The organism is Erwinia sp. S38 (assembly GCF_016624545.1).
Taxonomy (GTDB): Bacteria; Pseudomonadota; Gammaproteobacteria; order Enterobacterales; family Enterobacteriaceae; genus Erwinia; species Erwinia coffeiphila.
The window spans coordinates 99919-123189 of the sequence record NZ_JACVTS010000003.1; the positions used below are offsets into that span (position 1 = coordinate 99919).

At 56.2% G+C, this 23271-nt stretch carries 22 protein-coding genes; 11 read left to right on the forward strand and 11 right to left on the reverse strand.

Translation table 11 applies throughout. The features are described 5' to 3' along the window. Positions 1–120: 120 nt before the first annotated feature. Genes IBT46_RS04815 through IBT46_RS04825 form a run of 3 tightly spaced genes read right to left on the reverse strand, consistent with a single transcriptional unit; the run spans position 121 to position 3225 of the window. Positions 121–984 carry an HlyD family secretion protein gene (locus IBT46_RS04815; RefSeq protein ID WP_200544515.1) on the reverse strand — a complete coding sequence of 288 codons (864 nt, stop codon included), beginning with the start codon at positions 982–984 and terminating at the stop codon, positions 121–123. Beyond that, on the reverse strand, positions 981–1196 hold the full coding sequence (locus IBT46_RS04820) for a DUF1656 domain-containing protein (protein ID WP_200544517.1): 216 nt from the start codon (positions 1194–1196) through the stop codon (positions 981–983). Before IBT46_RS04820 ends, IBT46_RS04815 begins: the two co-directional genes overlap by 4 nt. Continuing rightward, the gene (locus tag IBT46_RS04825) at positions 1186–3225 is read right to left on the reverse strand and encodes an FUSC family protein (protein WP_200544518.1); all 2040 of its coding nucleotides are present in this window, start codon (positions 3223–3225) and stop codon (positions 1186–1188) included. The genes IBT46_RS04820 and IBT46_RS04825 overlap by 11 nt, the downstream gene beginning before the upstream one ends. 77 nt (positions 3226–3302) lie before the next feature. On the opposite strand from IBT46_RS04825, the gene IBT46_RS04830 reads away from it, so the two are divergent. Next, a complete protein-coding gene (locus tag IBT46_RS04830) occupies positions 3303–4097 on the forward strand; it encodes a helix-turn-helix domain-containing protein (RefSeq protein ID WP_200544520.1) in 795 nt (264 codons plus the stop codon). A gap of 166 nt (positions 4098–4263) precedes the next feature. Here the strand turns inward: IBT46_RS04830 and ychF are convergent, their stop codons facing one another. Continuing rightward, a complete protein-coding gene (gene ychF / locus IBT46_RS04835; RefSeq protein WP_105594342.1) occupies positions 4264–5355 on the reverse strand; it encodes a redox-regulated ATPase YchF in 1092 nt (363 codons plus the stop codon). A 364-nt stretch (positions 5356–5719) separates the two neighbouring features. Between ychF and IBT46_RS04840 the strand changes: the two genes are divergently transcribed. Next, on the forward strand, positions 5720–7201 hold the full coding sequence (locus IBT46_RS04840; RefSeq protein WP_200544522.1) for a SulP family inorganic anion transporter: 1482 nt from the start codon (positions 5720–5722) through the stop codon (positions 7199–7201). A gap of 42 nt (positions 7202–7243) precedes the next feature. Here the strand turns inward: IBT46_RS04840 and pth are convergent, their stop codons facing one another. Then, positions 7244–7831, reverse strand: coding sequence for an aminoacyl-tRNA hydrolase (pth, locus tag IBT46_RS04845; RefSeq protein WP_105594344.1), 588 nt, complete (start codon positions 7829–7831; stop codon positions 7244–7246). Between the two features lie 271 nt (positions 7832–8102). Between pth and ychH the strand changes: the two genes are divergently transcribed. Continuing rightward, the gene (gene ychH, locus IBT46_RS04850; RefSeq protein WP_200544525.1) at positions 8103–8378 is read left to right on the forward strand and encodes a stress-induced protein YchH; all 276 of its coding nucleotides are present in this window, start codon (positions 8103–8105) and stop codon (positions 8376–8378) included. Positions 8379–8521: 143 nt separating this feature from the next. On the opposite strand, the gene IBT46_RS04855 is transcribed toward ychH, so the two are convergent. Both IBT46_RS04855 and IBT46_RS04860 read right to left on the reverse strand, forming a co-directional pair. Then, positions 8522–9691 carry a GGDEF domain-containing protein gene (locus IBT46_RS04855; RefSeq protein WP_200544527.1) on the reverse strand — a complete coding sequence of 390 codons (1170 nt, stop codon included), beginning with the start codon at positions 9689–9691 and terminating at the stop codon, positions 8522–8524. Positions 9692–9802: 111 nt separating this feature from the next. Beyond that, complete coding sequence (locus IBT46_RS04860) at positions 9803–11260, reverse strand: MFS transporter (RefSeq protein WP_200544530.1); 1458 nt, start codon at positions 11258–11260, stop codon at positions 9803–9805. A gap of 109 nt (positions 11261–11369) precedes the next feature. Here IBT46_RS04860 and IBT46_RS04865 point away from each other — a divergent pair, with 109 nt between their 5' ends. Further along, entirely contained in the window at positions 11370–12260 is an 891-nt protein-coding gene (locus tag IBT46_RS04865; protein ID WP_200544806.1) for a LysR family transcriptional regulator, read from the forward strand. A gap of 1063 nt (positions 12261–13323) precedes the next feature. On the opposite strand, the gene prs is transcribed toward IBT46_RS04865, so the two are convergent. The 3 genes from prs to lolB all read right to left on the reverse strand — a co-directional run bounded on the left by prs (position 13324) and on the right by lolB (position 15885). After that, positions 13324–14271, reverse strand: a complete 948-nt coding sequence (gene prs / locus IBT46_RS04870; RefSeq protein WP_105594349.1) for a ribose-phosphate diphosphokinase — start codon at positions 14269–14271, stop codon at positions 13324–13326. Between the two features lie 127 nt (positions 14272–14398). After that, complete coding sequence (gene ispE / locus IBT46_RS04875) at positions 14399–15262, reverse strand: 4-(cytidine 5'-diphospho)-2-C-methyl-D-erythritol kinase (RefSeq protein ID WP_200544532.1); 864 nt, start codon at positions 15260–15262, stop codon at positions 14399–14401. Beyond that, the gene (gene lolB, locus IBT46_RS04880; RefSeq protein WP_105594351.1) at positions 15259–15885 is read right to left on the reverse strand and encodes a lipoprotein insertase outer membrane protein LolB; all 627 of its coding nucleotides are present in this window, start codon (positions 15883–15885) and stop codon (positions 15259–15261) included. Before lolB ends, ispE begins: the two co-directional genes overlap by 4 nt. A gap of 226 nt (positions 15886–16111) precedes the next feature. On the opposite strand from lolB, the gene hemA reads away from it, so the two are divergent. The 7 genes from hemA (at position 16112) to IBT46_RS04915 (ending at position 21968) form a co-directional block, all read left to right on the forward strand. Beyond that, a complete protein-coding gene (gene hemA, locus IBT46_RS04885) occupies positions 16112–17368 on the forward strand; it encodes a glutamyl-tRNA reductase (protein WP_200544534.1) in 1257 nt (418 codons plus the stop codon). A gap of 37 nt (positions 17369–17405) precedes the next feature. Continuing rightward, positions 17406–18488, forward strand: a complete 1083-nt coding sequence (gene prfA, locus IBT46_RS04890; RefSeq protein ID WP_105594353.1) for a peptide chain release factor 1 — start codon at positions 17406–17408, stop codon at positions 18486–18488. Next, positions 18488–19324 carry a peptide chain release factor N(5)-glutamine methyltransferase gene (prmC, locus tag IBT46_RS04895; protein WP_200544536.1) on the forward strand — a complete coding sequence of 279 codons (837 nt, stop codon included), beginning with the start codon at positions 18488–18490 and terminating at the stop codon, positions 19322–19324. The genes prfA and prmC overlap by 1 nt, the downstream gene beginning before the upstream one ends. 9 nt (positions 19325–19333) lie before the next feature. Continuing rightward, positions 19334–19732, forward strand: coding sequence for a SirB2 family protein (locus IBT46_RS04900; RefSeq protein ID WP_105594355.1), 399 nt, complete (start codon positions 19334–19336; stop codon positions 19730–19732). Continuing rightward, entirely contained in the window at positions 19729–20538 is an 810-nt protein-coding gene (sirB1, locus tag IBT46_RS04905) for an invasion regulator SirB1 (RefSeq protein WP_200544538.1), read from the forward strand. The genes IBT46_RS04900 and sirB1 overlap by 4 nt, the downstream gene beginning before the upstream one ends. Positions 20539–20581: 43 nt before the next feature. Beyond that, a complete protein-coding gene (gene kdsA, locus IBT46_RS04910) occupies positions 20582–21436 on the forward strand; it encodes a 3-deoxy-8-phosphooctulonate synthase (RefSeq protein WP_200544540.1) in 855 nt (284 codons plus the stop codon). A gap of 103 nt (positions 21437–21539) precedes the next feature. Then, positions 21540–21968 (forward strand): META domain-containing protein, encoded by a 429-nt coding sequence (locus IBT46_RS04915; protein ID WP_200544542.1) that lies wholly within the window; start codon positions 21540–21542, stop codon positions 21966–21968. 45 nt (positions 21969–22013) lie between these two features. On the opposite strand, the gene chaA is transcribed toward IBT46_RS04915, so the two are convergent. Beyond that, complete coding sequence (gene chaA, locus IBT46_RS04920) at positions 22014–23105, reverse strand: sodium-potassium/proton antiporter ChaA (protein ID WP_105594359.1); 1092 nt, start codon at positions 23103–23105, stop codon at positions 22014–22016. Between the last annotated feature and the right edge of the window lie 166 nt (positions 23106–23271).

Consider the following 23271-nt stretch of genomic DNA (forward strand, 5'->3'; position numbering starts at 1 on the left):
TGACCACGTTTCCAGATTTAAGGAAAACAGCAGTTAGCCTGATGCGTTACTGGATGTGGGATATGTCCGCCCCTGCCAAAGAGCGGACGCAACCAGTTTCCTACATCGATCAAAACCTGCCTAAGGCAAAATAAGGATGCTGGCGGACAGCCCTGCCACTAACTCTATCCCGGCGGGCAAGGTATCTAACTGGATACGCACCGGCACGCGCTGAGCGAGTCGCACCCAGTTAAACGTCGGATTGACATCCGGCAGTCCAAGCGCGCCCGTCTCGTCGTTGCTGTCACCGATCCCACGTCCGATACTCTCCACGTGCCCCGAAATGAGCGGGTCAAACCCCATCAGTGAAATCTGCGCGCTGCTGCCAACGCGGATATGACGCAGTTTCGTCTCTTCAAAATAGCCCACCACCCAAAAACTTTTTGCATCGATAATCGCGACTTTTGTTTCTCCTGCCGTGGCATAGTCGCCGGGGCGCAGCCGGAGGTGCGTGACGTAGCCCGTAACGGGTGCGCGAACGGTGGCATGGGATAAATTCAGCTGCGCCAGCTCAAGCGCGGCCAGTGCACCCTGATAATTGGCCGCCGCGATGCTGGCCGCACTGCCCGTTTGCCGGATGTCTTCGCCGGAAATCGCACCTTTGATCAACGCACGTCGCCTGGCGGCATCCTGGCGCATCAGCATCTCATGGCGTTTTGCCTCAACATCGGCCTGCGCGCTGAGCACGGCCAGATTCAGCCAGTGCGGGTCGATAACATAGAGCACATCGCCACGGTTAACCCACTGATTATCACGGACCGCCACGCTGCTCACCGGCCCGGAAACATCCGGCGCAATTTGCACCACATCTGCACGAACCCGTCCATCCCGGGTCCAGGGTGTTTGCGCATAGTGCTTCCATAAAATAAATGCCAGAACCGTCGCCACCGCCACGGCCGTGAATGTCAGTGCGTAACGTGCCAGCAAAGAGAGTAAAGATTTCATGCGAATACCCCCAAAATGGTCAGACCCTGTAAGAGCAGGAAAAAGGTAACAACGTACGCCGAAAAATCTATCAGCGGGCGAAAGGGCAGGCGGCGATAAACTCGGCTGAAAGAGAAAAGCGGTACGAGTGAAAGCGTGCAGACCAGAGCGGCGAGCGCTGTCACCAGCAGGCCGGGGATAAACACGCCCCCGATATTGATGTCATTTATCATTGGCGGGTTCCTTATCCTGCGTCCTTAATGCGCAATGCAGATCGACCAGCCCGTCGACAAACTGGCGCGATTGTTCGTTTGCGGCGGGCAGGCAAAATTCTGCCATTGCCCGAATTTGCTCGCGTAAAGCGTCGATCTGGGTGGTGCAGGTGAGGCAATGCAGCAACTCGTTGATTTCGCAGCCCGCGGGGATGGCGCAGCGGCGCAGGTGCATGACGCAAAGACCAATGCGCAGAAAGTGCAACAGGCGATCGAGTGCCAGTGCGGAGGACGGCCCGCTGCGCTGTAAACGCGGCAATAGCAGGGCAGCCCGGTCAATCATCAGATTGGTCCAGTGCGTCTCATTGCCTTTAAAAACGCCGTTCACGCTGCGTCGAATATCGCGCTGGCAAAGTTTCAGCAGGCGTTTAATCGCTGCGTCTGCCTGGACGGTTTGCAGCAGGCTCATGCTGATAACCGCGAAGCCTGTCGCGAAAAATAACGCGATAGCCGTGTTGGCCGCACTGGCGAAGTCGCCGGTGTAGTGCGCACCCAGTTCACATAGCACAGGCAACGTTAACGTTATCCCCATCGCCATAAAGGTTGTTGGCGGCCGCGCCTGGAGCGACCCGGCAAACAGAAAAGCGGGGGCGAAAAAGGCCACCAGAACGGGGAAATCAGAGACCTGTGGCAGCAGGGCGAAGCTGTAGACAAGGCTTATCAGTACGCCCCACACGGAGCCGATAATGTATTTCACGATATGCGGGGCTGGCGTATCGAAACTGCCAAACAGCGTGCAGCAAACCCCAAGAATGGATACGGCCGTGCCGCCCTCTGGCCAGGCTGAGAAAATCCAGAGCAGACAGCCACCGAGGATGATAGCGAACGCCCCCAGTGCCGTTCGGCCAGCACTTAAAGGATCGCGATGGAAAACATACCCCTTCACTGCGCTACCTTCCTCCAGCGTGAGGGTGGGTTTTGCGTGACGGATGGCATCCGAAAGGCGCTCACACTGTTGTATAAGGGCGATCAACTCAGCGATATAGCCAACGAAATTCGCCCGCAGCGCGTCCTCAAACGTCAGTGCCTGTGCTGCGTGCGACGCCATCAACTGCGCGCTGCGTTTTTGTAGCGCATCCGCCGCGCTTTTGCGTTTCCCGGTATCGTCGCTGGTAAGCCAGGCCTGAATATCACCCAGCAGCGTCTGTATATCGGCTGGCATATTCGCGATTGTCCGTAAGCGATCGTGTAATTCACTGTTCACAATCACTAACCGTGCCAGGCGGTCATGAAGTGCTTTCCTTGCCTGACGGACGGGAGCCGAAAGGGAAAAATCATACGGGATGTGGTGGCTGATGCCCTGTAGAAACTGCAGGGCCAGTGCGAGGTGCAGCGGTTCTGAAACCGCATCGGACCTGCCTGCCAGGGTGTCGGCAATCCGCCGTCGCGCGGTGTGCATCACTTGCGCTAATTTGTTGTTAAACAACCCGGATATGCGGGTGGGCAAAATGTATCGGTGAATCAGTGCCGCGCAAAGGATGCCGATCGTTATCTCCTGTACGCGGACGATAGCGATAGTAAACACCGAGCCAGGATCGGAGACGGCGGGAAAACCAATCAGACTTGCGGTGTAACCGGCCAACACAAAGGCATAGGCGCGGGGTGTGCGTTCAAGCAGCGATAACCAGAGGCAAAAGGTTATCCAGCCGGTCAGCATCACGCTGCATAGGATGGGCATATTCACAAATGTCGGCACGATCAACACCGTTGCCGCCGCGCCTGCCACGGTGCCCGCCAGGCGATAAAGGCTCCTGCTCAGTGACGCACCGACTGACGTTTGCGAAACGACATAGACGGTGATGATGGCCCAGGAGGGGCGATCAAGACCGATCGACAGGGCGATATAATACGCGAGCATCGCGGCCGCAAAACTCCTGACGGAATAGAGCAGGGCATGGGCATCGCCAAGCAGCGTGGGAGAGGTGATGCGCCACGGCCAGCGACTTATCGCGTGCAGAGAATGTCTGTAATGAAGGTTTATTTTGCTCATGCCCGGGATTATTCACGGTTTGCACATGTCCTTAAATACTCTATTCTGTCAAAAAATACCTAAATGTTGCCAATTCTATGCCATCCAGACTTGCCCATACTCTGTTCGATCCCGACAGCACGCCCGTCCCGGCCGTCGCACGCCAAATCGACTTCGTGGACTACGCAGCAGAAGTGCCGGTTCACACGCACCGTAAAGGGCAGTTGATCATCGCCCTGTATGGCGCAGTGATTTGCCGTGCCGAAAATGATATCTGGATAGTGCCGCCGGATTGCGCAATGTGGATTCCAGGAGGCATCCCGCATAGTGCCAAAGCTACCTGGAATGCCCATCTCAACTACTTATTTATTGAACCTGGCGCTGCCGATCTGCCGGAGAAATGCTGCACGCTGGCGATTTCACCGCTGATTAAAGAGTTAGTTGAGCGTTTAACGAATGAGGACGTTGATTACGATGTGGAGAGTCATGCTGGCAGACTGACCAGAGTGACGCTCGACGAACTGGTGACCATGCCACAGCAGAAATTAAGCCTGCCGGTTTCGACGCACCCTAAAATTCGCGCCATGGCCGATGCGCTGGTCAGCCAGCCGGAAGATCGGAGCACATTTAAAGCCTGGGCAAAGCGGCTGGCAATCAGCGAGCGTTCATTAGCCCGTTTGATGCTGCGTGAAACCGGCCTGACCTTCGGGCGGTGGCGCCAGCAGTTGCATCTGATCATTGCGCTCCGGGAGCTGGCAAGCGGCGTATCGGTACAAAACGTGGCGGCTAATCTGGGCTATGAGTCGGTTAACGCGTTTATCACCATGTTCAGAAAAACGATGGGCAGCACGCCGGCGCAGTATTTTGCGGTTCAAAGAGCGGCGAATCCGTGAGTGAGCGGGATGTTTGCTGCGGTGTGAGGTTTTTGACAGGCGTTGCGGCACGCAGAAACTCGGTAATTTAATGGCATCAATAAAAAATCCACGCCGTTGCGTGGATTTTATAGGGTTTGTCAGTCTTCATGCGATGCTTGAGATCGCATGAGACAACAGAAGTCGATTACACGTTAAACAGGAAGTTCATCACATCGCCATCTTTCACGATGTAGTCTTTACCTTCTGAACGCATCTTACCGGCTTCTTTCGCACCCTGTTCACCCTTGCAGGCGATGTAGTCGTCAAAACCGATGGTCTGCGCGCGGATAAAGCCTTTTTCGAAGTCGGTGTGGATTTTACCGGCGGCCTGTGGCGCGGTCGCACCAACAGGGATAGTCCAGGCACGCACTTCCTTCACGCCAGCGGTGAAGTAGGTTTGCAGGTTCAGCAGGGCATAACCAGCGCGGATCACGCGGTTCAGGCCCGGCTCTTCAATACCCAGCTCGGCCATAAACTCTTCGCGGTCGCCGTCTTCCAGCTCGGCAATATCAGACTCAACGGCAGCGCACACTGGAACCACAACGGAACCTTCAGCGGCGGCGATTTCGCGCACTTTATCCAGGTACGGGTTATTCTCGAAGCCGTCTTCGTTGACGTTCGCGATGTACATGGTTGGCTTCAGAGTCAGGAAGCTCAGGTAGCGGATGGCCGCTTTGTCTTCTTCGCTCAGGTCCAGCGCGCGCAGCATGCCAGCTTTTTCCAGCTGCGGCAGGCATTTTTCCAGCGCGGCCTGTTCGGCTTTCGCGTCTTTATCGCCGCCTTTGGCTTTCTTCTGCACGCGCTGCAGGGCACGTTCGCAGGTATCAAGGTCGGAAAGCGCCAGCTCGGTGTTGATGGTTTCGATATCGTCCGCCGGATCGACCTTGTTATTCACGTGAATAATGTTGTCGTTCTCAAAGCAGCGCACCACGTGGCCAATCGCTTCGGTTTCACGGATGTTGGTCAGGAACTGGTTGCCCAGGCCTTCACCTTTAGATGCGCCTTTAACCAGGCCCGCGATATCCACGAATTCCATGGTGGTTGGCAGAATGCGCTGCGGCTTAACGATTTCGGCCAGCTGATCCAGACGTGAGTCAGGCATTGGCACTACGCCGGTATTCGGCTCAATGGTGCAGAACGGGAAGTTAGCTGCTTCGATGCCCGCTTTGGTTAACGCATTGAACAGGGTGGATTTCCCGACGTTTGGCAGGCCCACAATACCGCATTTGAATCCCATGTTTGAATCACCTTAATAGCTTGATAATCAAGGTATTGTTAAATACCTCAATGTTGTCACAGACAGTGTCTTAAAAGTTTCCGCGCATTATACACGTAAAACCGGCTGCGATGGCGTTGATTTGTCGCGCAGCGGGCAGGTTTAACTTGAGATCGCCTTCACAATTTCCCATACTGACACAACTTTACCCTTAACGGAGAATCGCGCAGATGCATTGCTTCCTGCTTACGCCACCCTGAGAATGCTCCCTTCTGCGCAACAGATCCGTTGCCTTCACTCGTTTTTTGAGCGAGTTCGCTGTGCCCGCTGGACTTCCGAATAGCGCGGTGCAGAACGTCTGTCTGTAAAAATAACTGGAAATAATATGTTTAACCTGAGCAACTTCAGGGCGAGAGACGTCAAAAACGACGTGCTGGCCGGTGCTGTCGTCTCGGTGGCGCTGATCCCGGAAGCGACCGCCTTTTCCCTGCTGGCCGGGCTGTCGCCGACTATCGGCCTGCATACCGCCTTTATCCTCGGCATTATCACCGCCTTCTTCGGTGGCAAGCCGGGAATGATCTCCGGTGCGGCCGGGTCGATCGTGGTGGTACTGATTAGCCTGATTACCCAGCACGGCTACGAGTATGTGCTGGTGGCCAGCATCCTCGCCGGGCTGATTCAGTTGGCGATTGGCGTGCTCAAGCTGGGCAAGTTTATCCGTCTGGTGCCGCAGCCGGCGATTTATGGCTTTGTTAACGGTCTGGCGATTGTCATTATGCTGGCGCAGTTCCCGATGATTAAAGGGCAGGGGCCGATGATGTACGCGCTGGTCGCGCTGGCGATGCTGATTGTCTGGCTGTTCCCGAAAGTGACCAAAATTATTCCCGGTTCGCTGGCGGCGCTGCTCGTGATTAGCGCGATCGCCATTGGCTTTGGGCTGGATACCAAACGCGTTGGCGATCTGGCGGATATCTCCGGCACGCTGCCGATGTTCCACCTGCCGCAGGTGCCGATGAGCTGGGAAACGCTGAAAATCGTGCTGCCGTATTCGGTGGTGATTGCGCTGGTCGGACTGATCGAGTCGCTGCTGACGCTGGCGGTGCTGGATGAAATGGGCAGCAAAAAAGGCGCGGGTAATCAGGAGTGCGTGGCACAGGGCATTGGCAATACGCTGTGCGGCTTCTTCGGCAGTTTTGCGGGCTGCGCGATGATCGGCCAGTCGATTATTAACTTCACCTCCGGCGGCCGCGGGCGCATCTCAAACCTGGTCGGTGCCGTGCTGCTGATCCTGTTTGTTGTCAGCCTGTCGCAGTACATCGCGCTGCTGCCGGTGGCGGCGCTGGCCGGGATTATGTTTGTGGTGTGCATCAATACCTTTGAGTGGAGCTCAATCAAGCGCCTGAAGCGGATGCCGAAAGCGGATGCGGTGATCATGATTGCCGTGACGCTGGTGACGATCTTTACCGATCTGGCGATGGCGGTGATTTGCGGGGTGATTATCTCCGCGCTGGTCTTTGCCTGGCAGCATGCGCGCATCACTATCGTCGCGCAGGAGAGTGAAGAAGGGCAGAAAACCTATCGTCTGGAGGGGCCGCTGTTCTTTGGTTCGACAACCAGTTTCCAGGAGCTGTTCGATCCGCAGCAGGACCCGGATCGGGTGGTGATTGATTTTGCGCGTACCCGGGTGATGGATTCCAGCGGCGTGGAGGCGATTGATAAGCTGACCGCGCGCTATCTGGAAGCAGGAAAAACCCTTCGCCTGCGCCATCTCAGCGAGGACTGCATCAGCCTGCTGAAAAAGGCGGGGCCATACTGTACTCATGAACTGGACGACCCCGATTATAAGGTCGCCAGCAACGACGCCTGACGTAGAACGTCGCAAGCAGGCCCGAATCCGGGCCTGCTGCGATTAACCCGCTTTATAGCTGTGCAGGCGGTTCATCGCCTTCAGCTTATCTTCCTTCAGCCACACTTCGGTGCAGCGCGCCGCTTCGTCAATGGCGTTATCAATCAGAGGCTGTTCAGAAGCCATCGGTTTACCCAGCACGAATCCCACCACTTTATTACGATCGCCCGGATGACCGATGCCGATGCGCAGGCGGTGGAAGTTCAGGTTATTACCCAGTTTGCTGATGATATCTTTCAGGCCGTTGTGCCCGCCGTGGCCGCCGCCCTGTTTGAATTTTGCCACGCCCGGCGGCAGATCCAGCTCGTCGTGCGCCACCAGGATCTCTTCCGGTGCGATGCGATAAAACGTCGCCATCGCCGCCACGGCTTTACCGCTGAGGTTCATAAAGGTGGTCGGCACCAGCAGGCGAACATCTTCACCGCCGATATTCAGCCGCGCGGTGTAGCCGTAAAATTTACTTTCTTCCTTTAGCGACTGATTGTGACGTTCAGCCAGCAAATCAACATACCAGGCGCCGGCATTATGGCGCGTAGCGGCGTATTCAGCGCCGGGATTGGCAAGGCCAACAATCAGTTTGATGCTGCTCACGGTGTATTTTCCTGAAGCGTACGGATTAAGGCGGCTAGTTTACTCAAGCAGAAGGGATAACTCAAAGATTGCGCCTTACGGTCTGCACGGAGGCGATAGTTATGCTGCGTGATAATACATTTTCTATACAAATTCGGACGATTACATGTAAAGAACTGTCAGAGATTTAGCGATAAATGTGATCGCGCCCGCAACGATAGCGCAGACGATTTCCTACACTGTAGGCATCTGGCAACGGAGTTTGCCCTGTTTAACCGTCTGGAGGTGCGTAATGAAACGTAAACATACACATGTCATGGGCAATGCCCTGATGGTACTGGGTTTAGCGGTAATGATTTTCGGGGTGGGTTACTCGGTGCTTAATCAGATGCCGCAGCTGCAGCTACCGCAGTTTATGGTGCATGGGGCGATTTTCAGTATCTTCATCGGCGCGCTGCTGTGGCTGGTTGGTGCCCGCGTTAGCGGACGGGAAAAAATTGCCGACCGCTACTACTGGGTGCGTCACTGCGGCGATAAACGCTGCCGTCAGGGTAATCGCCAGCACTAATTAAGTCCCGTAGTGGGCAATACGATTAAATCATTTAGCTTCGCTGACCTTCATTAATGCCCGCCTTCGCGGGCATTATGCTTTGCTCAGGCTTGATTTAAGCAATCATCAGCTTGAGACAGCGAAGCTCATTTGTCTATTGTTTAACCGGCTACCGGCAGGGTTTGTAATCGCTGTTCGTCCGGACGATACACCTTTATCTGATTACGTCCGGCTGCTTTGGCCTGATACAGTGCATCATCCGCCGCAGCAATCAGCGAATCCACGAGCAGGGGACCATAAGAGCTGCTGGCAACGCCGATGCTGACACTGTAGTGCACCTGCTGCGGCCTCGAAGCTTCTATTGTCTGACGAATCCGCTCTGCCGTTTCCATCCCCACTTTTTCATCGCATAAAACAATGGCGGCAAATTCCTCGCCCCCAAGCCGGGCAAAAAAACTGTCCGCGGGTAGTTCAGTGACCACTTTGTGGCAAAAATCGATCAGCACCTGATCGCCATGATAGTGACCAAAGCGGTCGTTGATGCTTTTAAAATGGTCGAGATCGAATAACATCACGGTGATCTCTCGGGCTGTGCTGACAGGGTTTGCCAGCTGATCGGCCTTTTCGAATAGCGCGCGGCGATTCCAGACGCCGGTCAGTGGATCGAGCAGCGAAGCCTGCTTGTACTTGATCTGCGTGCGTTCGTTAACCATCGCCATCAGAGTAAAACTCATGCCGATCACAATCAGTATTGATTCCAGGATGACATAAACCGAGAAGGTCGAACCGCCAATCGCCCCGTAGAGCGGGCTGGGTATGCCGCCGTCTAGCAGCGCTCGCACCACGCTGAACAGCAGATGTATCCACAGCAGAAGTCGGGCGGGCCAGAAGGTCACCGGCAGCATGGCGCGCGCGCGGTGCAGTTCGCGGATCATCGCCGCGGTGTAGATAATGCACATCAGGCAGGAAACCAGAATCCGGTTGTGCATTGAGTTCCAGAACCACGGGAACAGGCACAGCACGCCCCAGAGCACCATGCCCAGCGTCCAGTCGTAGCCGCATCGCGCGCCGCGAAACGCGCGGAATGCGCTGAGCAACAGTCCGTAGGCCAGCAGCACGCAGATATTTCCTACTGCCACGGACCAGAACAGCAGGCCTTCATTGCGAAGGCTGCTTAACCAGACGGCAATAACACTGACAATCAGCGAGATACAGTTAAATCCCAACACTTTATCGTACTGTGCGCCGCTCCAGGCAAAGGCGGTGATGACGATAAGAAACAGCAGTACGTACAGCTCGCAGATAAACAGGGTTGCGACGTCTAGCGCCATATAAGAATATTCCGATTAAGTCAATTCGAGCAAAGTAGCATTAATAAATGGTCCTCAAAAGGGGGGGTTATGCCAAATTGCTAAAAAAAACTGTCCGGCATCACTATCCGCTTAATTAATCTGCTTACCCCGGGGAACCAGGCACAGCCAGATCGCGATGGCACAGATCACGGTAACAACCAAAAGTACCCAAAGCAGCTGTGCGAAGGCGTGCTCCGCCATCGGTAACAGTGCGGAGTCGATGGCCGATCCGGCACTCAATGTCGGTAGCGATTCGGCAGAGGCGTGGTGAAGATTCGCCAGGCGGGCCAGCAAAAAGGTAAACAGACTGCTGACGCTTGCCAACGCCACGCCTTCCCCGGCTACGCGCACCGTACTGAAAATTCCGGTCGCCATACCCGCACGCTGCGGCGGCACCACGCTGACCGACAGGTTGTCCATCAGCCCCCACGGCAGCCCGCTACCCGTTCCGATCAGTAACATCGCCAGCAGGGTTAACAGCAGCGAGCTTTGCGGCGTTACCACACTCAGCAGCCCGATACCCGCAGCGGCCAGCAGCAGACCGCCCGCGCTGACCGTGCCGGGATGGTAGCGGCGGGTCAGACTGACCGCGATCGAGGGAATAATCAGCATTGGCAGCGAGATGGCTAACATCAGCAAACCCGTGCTTAAAGCGTCATAGCCGTAAAAGCCCATAAATCGTAGCGGCAGCAGCACCAGCAGTACCACGAAGCAGTAGCAGGTCGCGACCGGCAACAGTTGTACACCAACGAAGCGGCCATAGCGGAACAGGCTCAGATCGAGCATTGGGAAGGCAGTGCGCCGCTCAATAAAGACAAACAGCGCACCCGTCAGCAGGGAAGCCAGCAGCAGAATGCGGGTGAGCGGCGTACTGCCGCCGTCGGCCATTTGCAATAATCCCCAGGTAAACAGCGTCAGCGCGGTGCTGAAGGTGATGATACCGGCCCAGTCCAGCGGCTGCGGGTCGGGGTTGCGTGACTCGGCCAGATAGCGGGTGCCAAAAAGTAATGCCACCGCACCAAACAGGGCACAGCAGAGGAAAACGCTGTGCCAGCCCGCCGCCTGCATCAACATTCCTGCCACCACCGGTCCCGCCGCCAGTCCCACGCCGAAACTGGTTCCCAGCAGGCTGAAGGCTCTTGCACGGGCTTCGCCATCAAAACTGTTGGCCATCGCGGCGGCTCCCCCTGCCAGCGCGGCGGCAGCGGCGGCACCCTGTAGTGCTCGAATAACGTCCAGCCAGACGACCGATGGCAGCCACGGCGTCAGTAACGAAAGTAGGGTAAACACCGCGACGCCGCTGATAAACAGGCGCTTGCGGCCGTAGCGATCGGCGAGCGATCCGGCGGCCATTAACAGACTACCGAAGCTGAGCAGGAAGGCGTTGGTGATCCAGCTCAGTGCCAGCGGCGATCCGCCAGGATCAACGGCAATGGCGGGCGTGGCGATCACCCCGGCAGAAAAACTCAGCGGCAGCATCAGTGCCGCGCTGCAAACGGCCAGCACGCTCCAGCGGCTGCTTTGGGCTTCAAGTGTCAGGGAACTCATGGGTTATCTCCGCTTTCATCAGTCAAAAAAGCAGGATAGATTGGCATGTGTGGGTGATAAACAGGCCGCATGGCCGAAGATAAAGGACAAAAAGTATCGAATGAGCAGCGTGGAAAGCCTGAGTGGTTTGACGGCCTTTGTGAAAGCGGCGCAGGCGGGGAGTTTCGCTTCGGCGGCAGAGCGCCTTGGCGTGTCGGCATCGGCGGTGGGTAAAAGCGTGGCGCGGCTGGAAAGCAGCCTCGGGGTGAGCCTGTTCAACCGCAGTACGCGCAGCCTGAGCCTGACGGAAGAGGGGGCGCTGTTTTATGAGCGCAGCCAGCGCATTGTGCAGGAGCTGGAGGAGGCCGAGCAGGAGCTGTCCCGGCTGATGTCTGCCCCGCGCGGGCGTTTGCGGCTGAGTTTTCCGGCGATTGGCTACCGTCTTTTGCTGCCTCTGCTGCCCGGGTTCACCGCGCAGTACCCGGATATTGAGCTGGATCTTGATTTCAACGATCGTCTGGTGGATGTGATTGGTGAGGGTTATGACGCGGTGCTGCGCAGCGGTGACTTTGCCGATTCACGGTTGAAGGCGCGGCGGCTGGGGGGCTTTCGTTTTTGCCTTGTTGCCTCTGCTGATTATTTTTCCCGTCGAGGCCGGCCGTTGCAGCCTGCCGATCTGAGCGATCATGAATGCCTGCTGTACCGATTTTCCGGCAGCGGTCAGCTTCAGCCGTGGCAGTTTGACGGCGTTGATGCGCGTCAGCTTTCGCTGCAGGGGTCGCTGGTGTTCAATAATCTTGAGGCGCAGATTTCGGCCGCCCGGCGTGGGCTTGGGTTGATTTACCTGCCGGATTTTGCGGTGCAGGAGTATCTGGATAGCGGGGAGTTGGTTTGCGCTCTGGATGATTGTATCAGTGCCGGAGGGCAGTTTTCGCTGCTGTGGCCGGGGAATCGGCATTTGTTACCGAAGTTGCGGGTGTTTATTGATTATCTGGCGGAGCATATCGGGTTGGATCGGTGATTCGCGCTTAGGTGCTTAGGTGCTTAGGTGCTTAGGTGCTTTCTGGAACTACGGTGTTTACGCTGACAGCTTTAGGCGCAGGTTAGTTTTGAACTGCGGTGCTTATGCTGACTGGTGGGTCCCTCGGTTGGGCTGGTCCTCGCGCCACTTCGCGGTGTCTTCACTTTGTGCGTCAGCCGGTCGGACCGTCAGAGACGGGCCGTCCATGGCCCGGCTCTGACTTTCACCCGCGTCCTGCGGGTGAATCCTGGCTTCCTTACTCCGTTCAGCGCTGTGGATTGCCCAACCGAGGGACCCGCCAGTCTGCTTTTAAATTCTGTGTTGGTTGCGAAAAAAATAACGACGCTTATTCTGCCTTGCCGACCTGGTGATCAAATTCGAAATGCGGTGTGTATGCTGAGGGTAGGTTCTACGAGTCTGCTTATTTAATATGATGTTACCTGTCATAACAGAGCAACATCGGGATGAGTTCGGTTACGAAGCTTCGCTATTGAGCAAGATCTGGGATGGATTGATTCAATGACGCTATTTGATTGAATGAAAATCAATGGGAGTACGCTACGAAATACGAAATGGGTTATCAACACTTGTTGAATTCAAGAGGTTTTTAATCCGTTACTCATCAACAGCGACGCCATTTAGTCAAGAGGGCCGGTCTGTGCCACTGCCGGGTAATCCGCAGCGCTGAGGTGGAGGCAGATGGCCAGGAGACGCCAACAAGGACGTTGGCGTCAGGTGAAGCTGGTGCATGGATGCACCGTCTTCACCGGTCCGACAGGCCAGATGCCGTAACCGAAGGAACCGCGAAGCGGCGTGAGGACCGCCCGTCAGTGGCACAGACTGGCCCAAAAACCCGGAAGCCGCAGCCATGACTGTCCGACAGTGGCACAGACTGGCCCAAAAACCCGGAAGCGGCAGCCATGACTGTCCGGCAGTGGCGCAAACCGGCCCAAAAATACCTGTCCGTTAGCAACCAAAACAAAAAAACCGCCGTCCCGAAAGACAGCGGCTATATAAAACTGAACGCTAAAAACAAACCGGCCGGAATAACCCGGCCAGTGAATTAATGCTCAAACATCGCAGAAATGGATTCTTCGTTGCTGATACGACGAATCGCTTCCGCCAGCATGCCTGACAGCGTCAGGGTGCGCACGTTTGGCAGCGCTTTAATCTCTTCTGGCAGCGGAATCGTATCGCACACCACAACCTCATCAATCACCGAATGACGCAGATTTTCAACCGCGTTGCCGGAGAAGATTGGGTGAGTTGCGTACGCGAATACACGCTTGGCGCCACGCTCTTTCAGCGCTTCCGCCGCTTTGCACAGGGTGCCGCCGGTATCGATCATATCGTCAACCAGCACGCAGTCACGGCCTGCCACATCACCGATGATATGCATCACCTGAGAGACGTTAGCACGTGGGCGGCGCTTGTCGATAATCGCCATATCGGTATCGTTCAGCAGCTTGGCAATGGCACGGGCGCGAACCACGCCGCCAATGTCCGGGGAAACCACAATCGGGTTCTCCAGGCCAATCTGCATCATATCTTCCAGCAGAATCGGGCTACCGAAAACGTTATCAACCGGAACGTCGAAGAAGCCCTGAATCTGTTCGGCGTGCAGATCAACGGTCAGAACGCGGTCAACGCCAACGCTTGACAGGAAATCAGCAACCACTTTAGCCGTAATCGGTACACGAGCAGAGCGCACGCGGCGGTCCTGACGGGCATAGCCAAAATACGGAATGACCGCTGTAATACGACCAGCGGAAGCACGACGCAGGGCGTCAACCATCACAACCAGTTCCATCAGGTTATCGTTGGTTGGGGCACAGGTGGACTGGATGATGAAAATATCACCACCGCGTACATTTTCATTAATCTGTACGCTCACTTCACCATCGCTGAAACGACCGACGGCGGCGTCGCCCAGGCTGGTGTAAAGGCGGTTGGCAATACGTTGTGCTAGTTCCGGGGTGGCGTTACCAGCAAAAAGCTTCATATCAGGCACGAGAAGAACCTCAGGCTTTGCGTCGAGAGAATGAAATTAAGTCAGGGTTGGCGCAAGACCACTGACGATTTCATGCGGGTGTTAAATGAGCCTGGTGCAGCGTCCGGATCATGGTGACGCTGTCACTTCAGCTCGAATGCTCTGAAAGAATGCGGTGAAGCGGCGAAACGTTTGCGCCTCGCGCGACGAATCCCTGCAATTCTTTCGGGGCCAGCTCAAGCACCTGGCGTGCGGCGGACTCGGTGTCAAATTCAGCAAACACACAAGCACCCGTTCCAGTCAGGCGCGACGGCGCATATTCTAGCAGCCAGGAAACGAGCTGTTCAACCTCGCGGAAACGTTTTCTGACGACGGCCTCACAATCATTGCGGAAATCGGCCTCCAACAGCTCATTGATTTGCCGATATGGCGTATCTCTGGTCAATAACGGATCGTTGAACACCACCGGAGTCGCCACGCTGACGCCGGGGTGCATGACCAGATACCATTTTTCCGCCGGGGAGACGGGCGTTAGCTTTTCACCCACGCCTTCTGCATAGGCTGCAAAACCCTGCACGAACACCGGTACGTCGGCACCGAGGCTCAGGCCCAGCGCCGCCAGCTCTTCAAAACTGAAACCGGTCTGCCACTGGTGATTCAGCGCAACCAGCACCGTAGCCGCGTTAGACGAACCACCGCCCAGGCCGCCGCCCATTGGCAGGCGTTTATCTACCGCCAGACTGGCTCCGGCATTGGCGGGCAGGGTGCCGCGCGCTGCTGCCTTCTCGCGCAGCAGCCGGGCGGCGCGAACAATCAGGTTCTGTTCATCCGGCACGCCGACAACCGGCGTTAACAGTTTTAGCTCACCGCTGCTGTCGGCGGTAATGGTCAGCGTGTCACCATAGTCCAGAAACTGGAACAGCGTTTGCAGATTATGATAGCCGTCTTCACGACGGCCGGTGATATAGAGAAATAAATTGAGTTTTGCCGGTGAGGGCCACTGTTCGATCATTTAACGGTCCAGCTATCCATTTTCAACTTGATGCGCTGGCTGCCTTCCTGCAGTTCCAGGTTTGACGGCAGCGTGGGGTTCTGTTTGCTGTCGTAGCCCTGATAGGTCACGTGCCATGTTTTGCCGTCCTGGCTGTAGTTCAGCTCGCGCAGGCGATACTGGTCGTCAAGCGAGTAGTCGGTGGCATCGCCCGGCAGGCCAAGAATCCACTGACGTAAATTATCCAGCGGAATGGTCATGCCGGTCAGCTGTGAGATCATCTGCGCGGCATCGCGGCTGACGTAGCGCTTACCTTTGTTATCCACGATTTGCGCCACCTGGCCCTGCTGGTCGAGCTGTAGCTCTGTACTGCCCAGCGGATTGGTCAGCAGCAGGCGATAGCGGTCCGGGGCGGTTTGCTGCCAGTTAAAGCGGGCATAAACTTTCTGCTGGTCGGAAAGGAAAGCAAAGGCACCGCGAGTTTGATACTGAGTAATTTTTTCCACCGCCTGCTGATGGTCGCGCCACTGCGGTGAGGTCGGGCTCTGGCCGGGAGTCTGTGGCTCTGGCGTGATGCTACAGGCCGCCAGCAGCACGCTGGCAAGGGGAATAAGCCGCATCAGGCGGCGATTCGACAATAACATTATCAGGTCAACTCCTCGGACGTAATTCGGGCATACTTGCCGCAATCAACCGCTCACGCTAACCAGCTTGCCGGGCGGCGTCAACGCTCAAATTGTCTGATTTGCGCTACAACAGGTAAATCTTGTTGCAGGGATAGGCCACGCATGACTTTTATTGATCCCGCGCATCTTGTAGAATGCGCTTCAGAAAACCCTATCAACTGTGGGATATACCCAATCTGGCACCATGACGTTACTGGCTCTTGGCATTAATCACAAAACCGCTCCTGTTGCGCTGCGTGAACGTGTTACGTTCGCGCCGGATACGCTCGATCAGGCTTTAAACAGCCTGCTGTCGCAGCCGCTGGTACAGGGTGGCGTGGTGCTTTCCACCTGCAACCGCACTGAAATCTATCTCAGTGTAGAACAGCAGGAGAATTTGCAAGAGCAGCTGACCAAATGGCTGTGCGATTACCACCAGTTAAGTCCGGAAGACCTGCATAAAAGCCTCTACTGGCATCATGACGATGGCGCAGTCAGCCACCTGATGCGCGTGGCCAGCGGTCTGGATTCTCTGGTGCTTGGCGAACCGCAAATCCTCGGACAGGTGAAAAAAGCCTTTGCCGACTCCCAGCGCGGCCATTCTCTTTCCAGCGAACTGGAGCGTATGTTCCAGAAGTCGTTTTCGGTGGCCAAACGCGTGCGTACCGAAACCGAAATCGGTGCCAGCGCGGTTTCGGTGGCGTTCGCGGCCTGTAGCCTGGCGCGGCAGATTTTCGAATCACTTTCCACGGTCACCGTACTGCTGGTTGGCGCGGGCGAAACCATTGAACTGGCGGCCCGCCATCTGCGTGAACACAAGGTCAGTAAACTGATGATTGCCAACCGTACCCGCGAACGCGCTCAGGTGCTGGCCGATGAGGTGGGTGCTGAAGTAATTAGCCTGCCGGACATTGATTCTCGCCTGGCCGAAGCCGACATCATTATCAGCTCCACCGCCAGCCCGCTGCCGATTATTGGTAAAGGCATGGTTGAGCGGGCGCTAAAGCAGCGCCGTAACCAGCCGATGCTGCTGGTGGATATTGCCGTACCGCGCGACGTTGAGCCGGAAGTGGGTAAATTACCTAACGCCTATCTGTACAGCGTGGACGATCTGCAGGCAATCATCGAAAGCAACCTCGCACAGCGCAAAGCGGCGGCGGTGCAGGCCGAAACGATCGTGGTGCAGGAAAGCAGCGAATTTATGTCATGGCTGCGCGCACAGGGCGCGGTGGAAACCATTCGCGAATATCGTTCTCAGGCCGACCAGGTCCGCAGTGAGCTGGAGGCGCGCGCGCTGGCCGCGCTGCAAAACGGCGGTAATGCGGAAGAGGTCATTCGCGACCTCGCGCATAAGCTGACCAACCGTCTGATCCATGCCCCAACCAAATCTCTTCAGCAGGCCGCACGCGATGGCGATGGCGAACGTCTGCAAATTTTACGCGACAGCCTCGGGCTGGAATAGCGTTTCAAGCCTCTATTAACAAGGTAAAACTACACGAATGAAGCCTTCTATTGTTGCCAAACTGGAAGCATTACAGGAACGTCACGAAGAAGTCGAGGCGATGCTGGGTGATGCCGGTGTGATTGCCGATCAGGAACGTTTCCGTGCGCTGTCACGTGAATATGCCCAGCTGACCGACGTCAGTCAGTGTTTCCGCCGGTGGCAGCAGACCCAGGAAGATATTGAAACCGCCGAGATGATGCTCGACGATGCGGAAATGCGCGATATGGCGCAGGAAGAATTAAAAGAAGCGCGTGAAGCCAGCGAAGAGCTGGAACAGCAGCTGCAGGTGCTGCTGCTGCCGAAAGATCCGGACGATGAGCGCAACTGTTATCTGGAAGTGCGCGCCGGGACCGGCGGTGACGAAGCAGCAATCTTTGCCGGCGATCTGTTCCGTATGTACAGCCGCTATGCTGAAGCGCGTCGCTGGAAAGTCGAGATCATGAGCGCCAACGAAGGCGAGCACGGCGGCTTTAAAGAAGTGATCGCCAAAGTGGTGGGCGAGGGCGCCTACGGTCGCCTGAAATTTGAATCCGGCGGTCACCGCGTGCAGCGCGTGCCGGAAACCGAATCCCAGGGCCGCATTCATACTTCCGCCTGCACCGTGGCGGTGATGCCGGAGCTGCCGGAAGCCGAACTGCCGGATATCAACCCGTCAGACTTGAAAATTGATACTTTCCGTTCTTCCGGCGCGGGCGGCCAGCACGTTAACACCACCGACTCCGCCATCCGTATTACCCACCTGCCAACCGGTATTGTGGTGGAGTGCCAGGACGAACGTTCTCAGCATAAAAACAAAGCCAAAGCGCTGGGCGTGCTGGGTTCGCGTATTCGCGCCGCTGAAATGGCCCGCCGCCAGCAGGAAGAGTCCTCCACGCGCCGTAACCTGTTGGGCAGCGGCGATCGTTCCGACCGTAACCGCACCTATAACTTCCCGCAGGGGCGCGTTACCGATCACCGTATCAACCTGACTATCTACCGCCTGGATGAGGCGATGGAAGGTAAACTGGATTCGCTGATCGAGCCTATCGTGCAGGAATATCAGGCCGATCAGCTGGCAGCCCTCGCCGGGCAGGACTGATGCAGATCCGAGCCTGGCTGCGTGAGGCCATCATCCGCCTGGCAGGCGGCGACAGCCCAAAGCGTGATGCGGAAATTCTGCTCGGCTGGGTAACGGGAAAATCGCGCAGCTGGCTGATCGCCTTCGACGATAGCGAACTGGATGCCGACCAGCTGGCGCGGCTCGATGCCCTGCTGACGCGTCGTGCGGCAGGCGAACCGGTGGCCTATCTCATCGGCGAGCGTGAATTCTGGTCGTTGCCACTGCGCGTCTCTCCCCATACGCTGATCCCGCGTCCTGACAGTGAAGTGCTGGTGGAACAGGCGCTGGTGCGCTTGCCGCAGAGTGCCTGTGCGGTGCTGGATCTCGGCACCGGGACCGGGGCGATTGCGCTGGCGATTGCCAGTGAACGGCCCGACTGTCAGGTCACCGGCGTCGATCGCATTGCCGATGCCGTCGAACTCGCCCGGTATAACGCCACAAAGCTGTCGCTGAACAATGCGCGTTTCCTGCAAAGCAACTGGTTCTCAGCACTGACCGGGCAGCAGTTTGCCATCATCGTCAGTAATCCTCCTTATATTGATGCCGAGGACGGCCATCTCAGCCAGGGCGACGTGCGTTTCGAACCGGCCAGCGCGCTGGTGGCGGGCGATCGCGGTCTGGCCGATATCAAACTGATTGCCGCCGCTGCCGGGCAGCATCTGCACCCTGAAGGCTGGCTGCTGCTGGAACATGGCTGGCAGCAGGCTGAGGAGGTTCGCCAGATATTGCGCGATAACAACTTTACCGCAGTAGAAACCTGTCAGGATTACGGCGGTAACGATCGCGTGACCTTTGGACAGAAACTGGCTGAGTAAGGAGTCAACATGGCTACATGGTATCTTCCGCTAAAACATTTCCATCTGCTGACGGTTTGCATTACCGTGCTGATGTTTGTTTTACGTTTCTGGTGGTTACAGCGCCAGTCTGCCATGCTGCAGCGTCGCTGGGTTCGTATTGTGCCGCACATCAATGACACGCTACTGCTGCTGTCCGGTGTGCTGCTGGTCACGATTACCCACTTTTACCCGTTCTCGCCACAGGGCAGCTGGCTGACTGAGAAGCTGTTTGGCGTTATTATCTATATTGCACTGGGCTTTATTGCCCTCGGACGACGTCCGCGTGCGCAGAAAGTGCGCTGGATAGCGTTCATTGTGGCCCTGGTCGCGGTTTATGCGATTGTCCGGTTAGCCACAACTAAAATGCCACTGTTGGGGTTTGTATGACGTCCTTAGCTGATTTTGATTTTACTGCCGCCCCGCTGAGTGAAGCGGTTATCGCGGCATCGCTGGCCATTCGCAGCGACTTTCCGGCTGAAAACGTCAGAGAGCAGTTGTCGGCGCTGGTAGCCGAAGCGCGTGCGACTATTTCGCCGCAGCTTGAAGCCGATTTACAGCTGGAGAAGCTGATTGAGCTTTTCTGGCACCAGTGGGGATTCGGCGGTGCGGGCGGTATCTATCGCCTCTCTGATTCTCTGTGGCTGGATAATGTACTACGTACCCGTCAGGGAACGGCGGTGTCGCTGGGGATTGTGTTCCTGCATATTGCCCACCAGCTTGAGCTGCCGCTGTGCCCGGTTATTTTCCCCACGCAGCTGATCCTGCGCGCCGAGTGGATTGATGAAGATATCTGGTTAATCAATCCCTTTAACGGTGACACGTTGGATGAACATACCCTTGAGGTGTGGCTGAAAGGCAATATCGGCCCGATTGCCGAACTGTATGATGACGATTTGCAGGAAGCCGAGCCGCTGGCCGTGCTGCGCAAAATGCTTGATACGCTGAAGGCCGCGCTGATGGAAGAAAAACAGATGGAAACGGCGCTACAGGTGAGCCAGGTTCTGGTACAGATGGACCCTGAAGACCCCTATGAAATTCGCGATCGCGGGCTGATTTTCGCCCAGCTGGAATGCGAACACGTGGCGTTGAGCGATCTGGCTTACTTTGTGGAACACTGCCCGGAAGATCCGGTGAGTGAAATGATTAAGCTGCAGATCCACTCCATTGAACAGAAACAGATAACCCTGCACTGATGCATTGTGCGCGGTGAATACCTCTAAGACATAAGGCGAAGACATGAAACAAAAAGTGGTTAGCATTGGTGATATCCCGGTAGCAAACGATCTGCCATTCGTCCTGTTTGGTGGCATGAACGTGCTTGAATCCCGCGATCTGGCCATGCGTATTTGTGAACATTACGTCACCGTAACCCAGAAGCTGGGTATTCCTTATGTGTTTAAAGCGTCATTTGATAAGGCCAACCGTTCTTCTATTCACTCCTATCGTGGTCCGGGACTGGAAGAAGGAATGAAAATCTTCCAGGAGCTGAAGCAAACCTTCGGCGTGAAAATCATCACCGATGTGCACGAAGCCAGTCAGGCTCAGCCGGTGGCGGACGTGGTTGACGTTATCCAGCTTCCGGCCTTCCTTGCCCGTCAAACCGATTTAGTGGAAGCGATGGCGAAAACCGGCGCGGTAATCAACGTGAAGAAACCGCAGTTCGTCAGCCCGGGTCAGATTGGCAACATCGTGGACAAGTTCGCGGAAGGCGGCAACGATAAAGTTATTCTGTGCGATCGCGGCGCTAACTTCGGCTACGACAACCTGGTGGTCGACATGCTGGGCTTCAACGTGATGAAACAGGTTTCCAACGGTAGCCCGGTAATCTTCGACGTGACCCACGCCCTGCAGTGCCGTGATCCAATGGGCGCCGCTTCCAGCGGACGTCGTGCACAGGTGAGCGAACTGGCTCGTGCCGGTATGGCGGTGGGCATTGCCGGTCTGTTTATTGAAGCACACCCGGACCCGGCCAATGCCAAATGCGATGGCCCGTCGGCGCTGCCGCTGGACAAGCTGGAGCCGTTCCTGGTGCAGATGAAAGCGATTGACGACCTGGTCAAAAGCTTCCCTGAGCTGGATACCAGCAACTAAGACAGCGTAATCTCTCCGGGCCTGATTTTCAGGCCCGTTTTTTTTCCTGCTCTTCTCGTTACCCGCCGGAGTGTGGGCCGAAAGTTTGACTCAAGGAGCCATGATGAAAAAATCTATTCTGCTGATGCTGGCAACGCTCGTCGCCAGCGGATGTAGTAGTGACGGCAACCGCTTAAATGAGCAGCAGCTGCTGAATCAGTACTTCCTGCTGAGTGCGGTTGATGGCAAACCCGTTGAGCAACGTGCCGGGATACGCCCGGGCATTAGCTTTGCACCGGGTTTGAGAGTCAGCGGCGTGATGTGCAACCGCTTCTTCGGACAGGGGCAACTCGAACAGGGCCGACTGACGGTTCCGCAACTGGCAACGACCCGGATGCGGTGTCACGATGGTGAACTTAACCAGTGGGAACAACTGCTGGGTCAGGTGCTGACGGCGGGGGCGAGCGTGACAATGCAGCAGCAAACCCTGACGTTGAATGGGGCAGGACATACGCTGGTGTATCGGGTTGAGCAGAACGCAGCAAAGAATTGAGCAGTAAAGAATAAAAAAAGGCCGGTCAACCCGGCCTTTTTTACGTTACAGCATAACCGTCATCAAATAGGCGGCAAACAGCGCCAGATGCGCCGCGCCGTTCAACACGTTGGTGCGGCCGGTAGAGAAGGAGATCTGGCACAGTATCAGAGCGGAAATCATGACCACCATCTGCGGTGACTCCAGGCCGAAAATCAGCTCCTGCCCGGTCAGCGAGGCAATAATCGTTACCGCAGGCACGGTCAGCGAGATCGTCGCCAGCACCGAACCAAAGAACAGGTTCATCGCGCGCTGTACCTGATTGGCCAGCACCGCTTTAATCGCACCCAGTCCTTCCGGTGACAGGATCAGCAGCGCCACCAGGAAGCCGGTAAACTGCTCCGGGGCATTCATCGCCGTCAGCAACTCACCCAGCGGATTAGCATTCATTTTCGTGACGGCAATGACCGCAATCAGATGCACAATCAGCCACGCGGTATGCCAGGCACTGCTGTGTACGGAAGGCTTGCCGTGGTGCGGATCGCCATCATCGTCTTCATGTTCGTAAACAAACAGGTTCTGATGGGTTTTGGTCTGGATCAGCAGGAACACCCAGTACATGGCGGCTGAAATGGCGGAAACCAGCAGCGCCTGTGCAACGCTGAAATTACCGCCCGGAAGCGCCACGGGAAGCACCAGAACGATAATTGCCAGCGGGAAAATGGCGATCAGGTACTGTTTTACACCCACCAGATTAACGTACTGGGTGGCAAATTTGCGGCCGCCGAGCAGCAGGGCAAAGCCGACCAGGCCACAGGTAACGATCATAATGATTGAGAACAGCGTGTCGCGCATCAATGCCGGCGCGGCATCGCCGGTGGCCATCAGTGCGGAGATCAGGCTGACCTCAAGAATAACGACTGAGAGACTGAGAATAAGCGAACCGTAGGGTTCACCCAGACGGTGCGCCAGGACGTCGGCATGACGTACTACGCTAAAGGCACTGCTGAGAATAGCCACCAGCGCCAGTATATTGATGCCGACAACGACAGGTAGCGAAGTGGTATTTCCCCAGAACCACAGTACCAGCAGTGCGGCCAGGGGGAAGATCAGGGAGTACTCGGTGTGGCGGGTTTTACTGCTCTCGTGGGCACTCATAGGCTAACGCTCCTTATCGAAATCCGCTGGCCCAAAACCGACGAAATCGGGGGGCCTCTTAAAGTCGTGACTGAAGTATCAGTGACAAGTGGCGAAAGTGTAATCTTTTTTTTTAACCCGGCGGCAAAAATTTACGCGATTTTACGGACTTTAGGTTAATTAATGC

Coding starts and splice junctions, on each gene's coding strand:
- ispE (WP_200544532.1), bottom strand. CDS start 15,262: ATGATCGAACAGTGGCCCTCACCGGCAAAACTCAATTTATTTCTCTAT.
- prfA (WP_105594353.1), top strand. CDS start 17,406: ATGAAGCCTTCTATTGTTGCCAAACTGGAAGCATTACAGGAACGTCAC.
- ychF (WP_105594342.1), bottom strand. CDS start 5,355: ATGGGATTCAAATGCGGTATTGTGGGCCTGCCAAACGTCGGGAAATCC.
- sirB1 (WP_200544538.1), top strand. CDS start 19,729: ATGACGTCCTTAGCTGATTTTGATTTTACTGCCGCCCCGCTGAGTGAA.
- IBT46_RS04860 (WP_200544530.1), bottom strand. CDS start 11,260: ATGAGTTCCCTGACACTTGAAGCCCAAAGCAGCCGCTGGAGCGTGCTG.
- IBT46_RS04830 (WP_200544520.1), top strand. CDS start 3,303: ATGCCATCCAGACTTGCCCATACTCTGTTCGATCCCGACAGCACGCCC.
- IBT46_RS04820 (WP_200544517.1), bottom strand. CDS start 1,196: ATGATAAATGACATCAATATCGGGGGCGTGTTTATCCCCGGCCTGCTG.
- IBT46_RS04840 (WP_200544522.1), top strand. CDS start 5,720: ATGTTTAACCTGAGCAACTTCAGGGCGAGAGACGTCAAAAACGACGTG.
- IBT46_RS04815 (WP_200544515.1), bottom strand. CDS start 984: ATGAAATCTTTACTCTCTTTGCTGGCACGTTACGCACTGACATTCACG.
- IBT46_RS04900 (WP_105594355.1), top strand. CDS start 19,334: ATGGCTACATGGTATCTTCCGCTAAAACATTTCCATCTGCTGACGGTT.
- hemA (WP_200544534.1), top strand. CDS start 16,112: ATGACGTTACTGGCTCTTGGCATTAATCACAAAACCGCTCCTGTTGCG.
- prmC (WP_200544536.1), top strand. CDS start 18,488: ATGCAGATCCGAGCCTGGCTGCGTGAGGCCATCATCCGCCTGGCAGGC.
- IBT46_RS04825 (WP_200544518.1), bottom strand. CDS start 3,225: ATGAGCAAAATAAACCTTCATTACAGACATTCTCTGCACGCGATAAGT.
- IBT46_RS04915 (WP_200544542.1), top strand. CDS start 21,540: ATGAAAAAATCTATTCTGCTGATGCTGGCAACGCTCGTCGCCAGCGGA.
- IBT46_RS04855 (WP_200544527.1), bottom strand. CDS start 9,691: ATGGCGCTAGACGTCGCAACCCTGTTTATCTGCGAGCTGTACGTACTG.
- ychH (WP_200544525.1), top strand. CDS start 8,103: ATGAAACGTAAACATACACATGTCATGGGCAATGCCCTGATGGTACTG.
- chaA (WP_105594359.1), bottom strand. CDS start 23,105: ATGAGTGCCCACGAGAGCAGTAAAACCCGCCACACCGAGTACTCCCTG.
- kdsA (WP_200544540.1), top strand. CDS start 20,582: ATGAAACAAAAAGTGGTTAGCATTGGTGATATCCCGGTAGCAAACGAT.
- lolB (WP_105594351.1), bottom strand. CDS start 15,885: ATGTTATTGTCGAATCGCCGCCTGATGCGGCTTATTCCCCTTGCCAGC.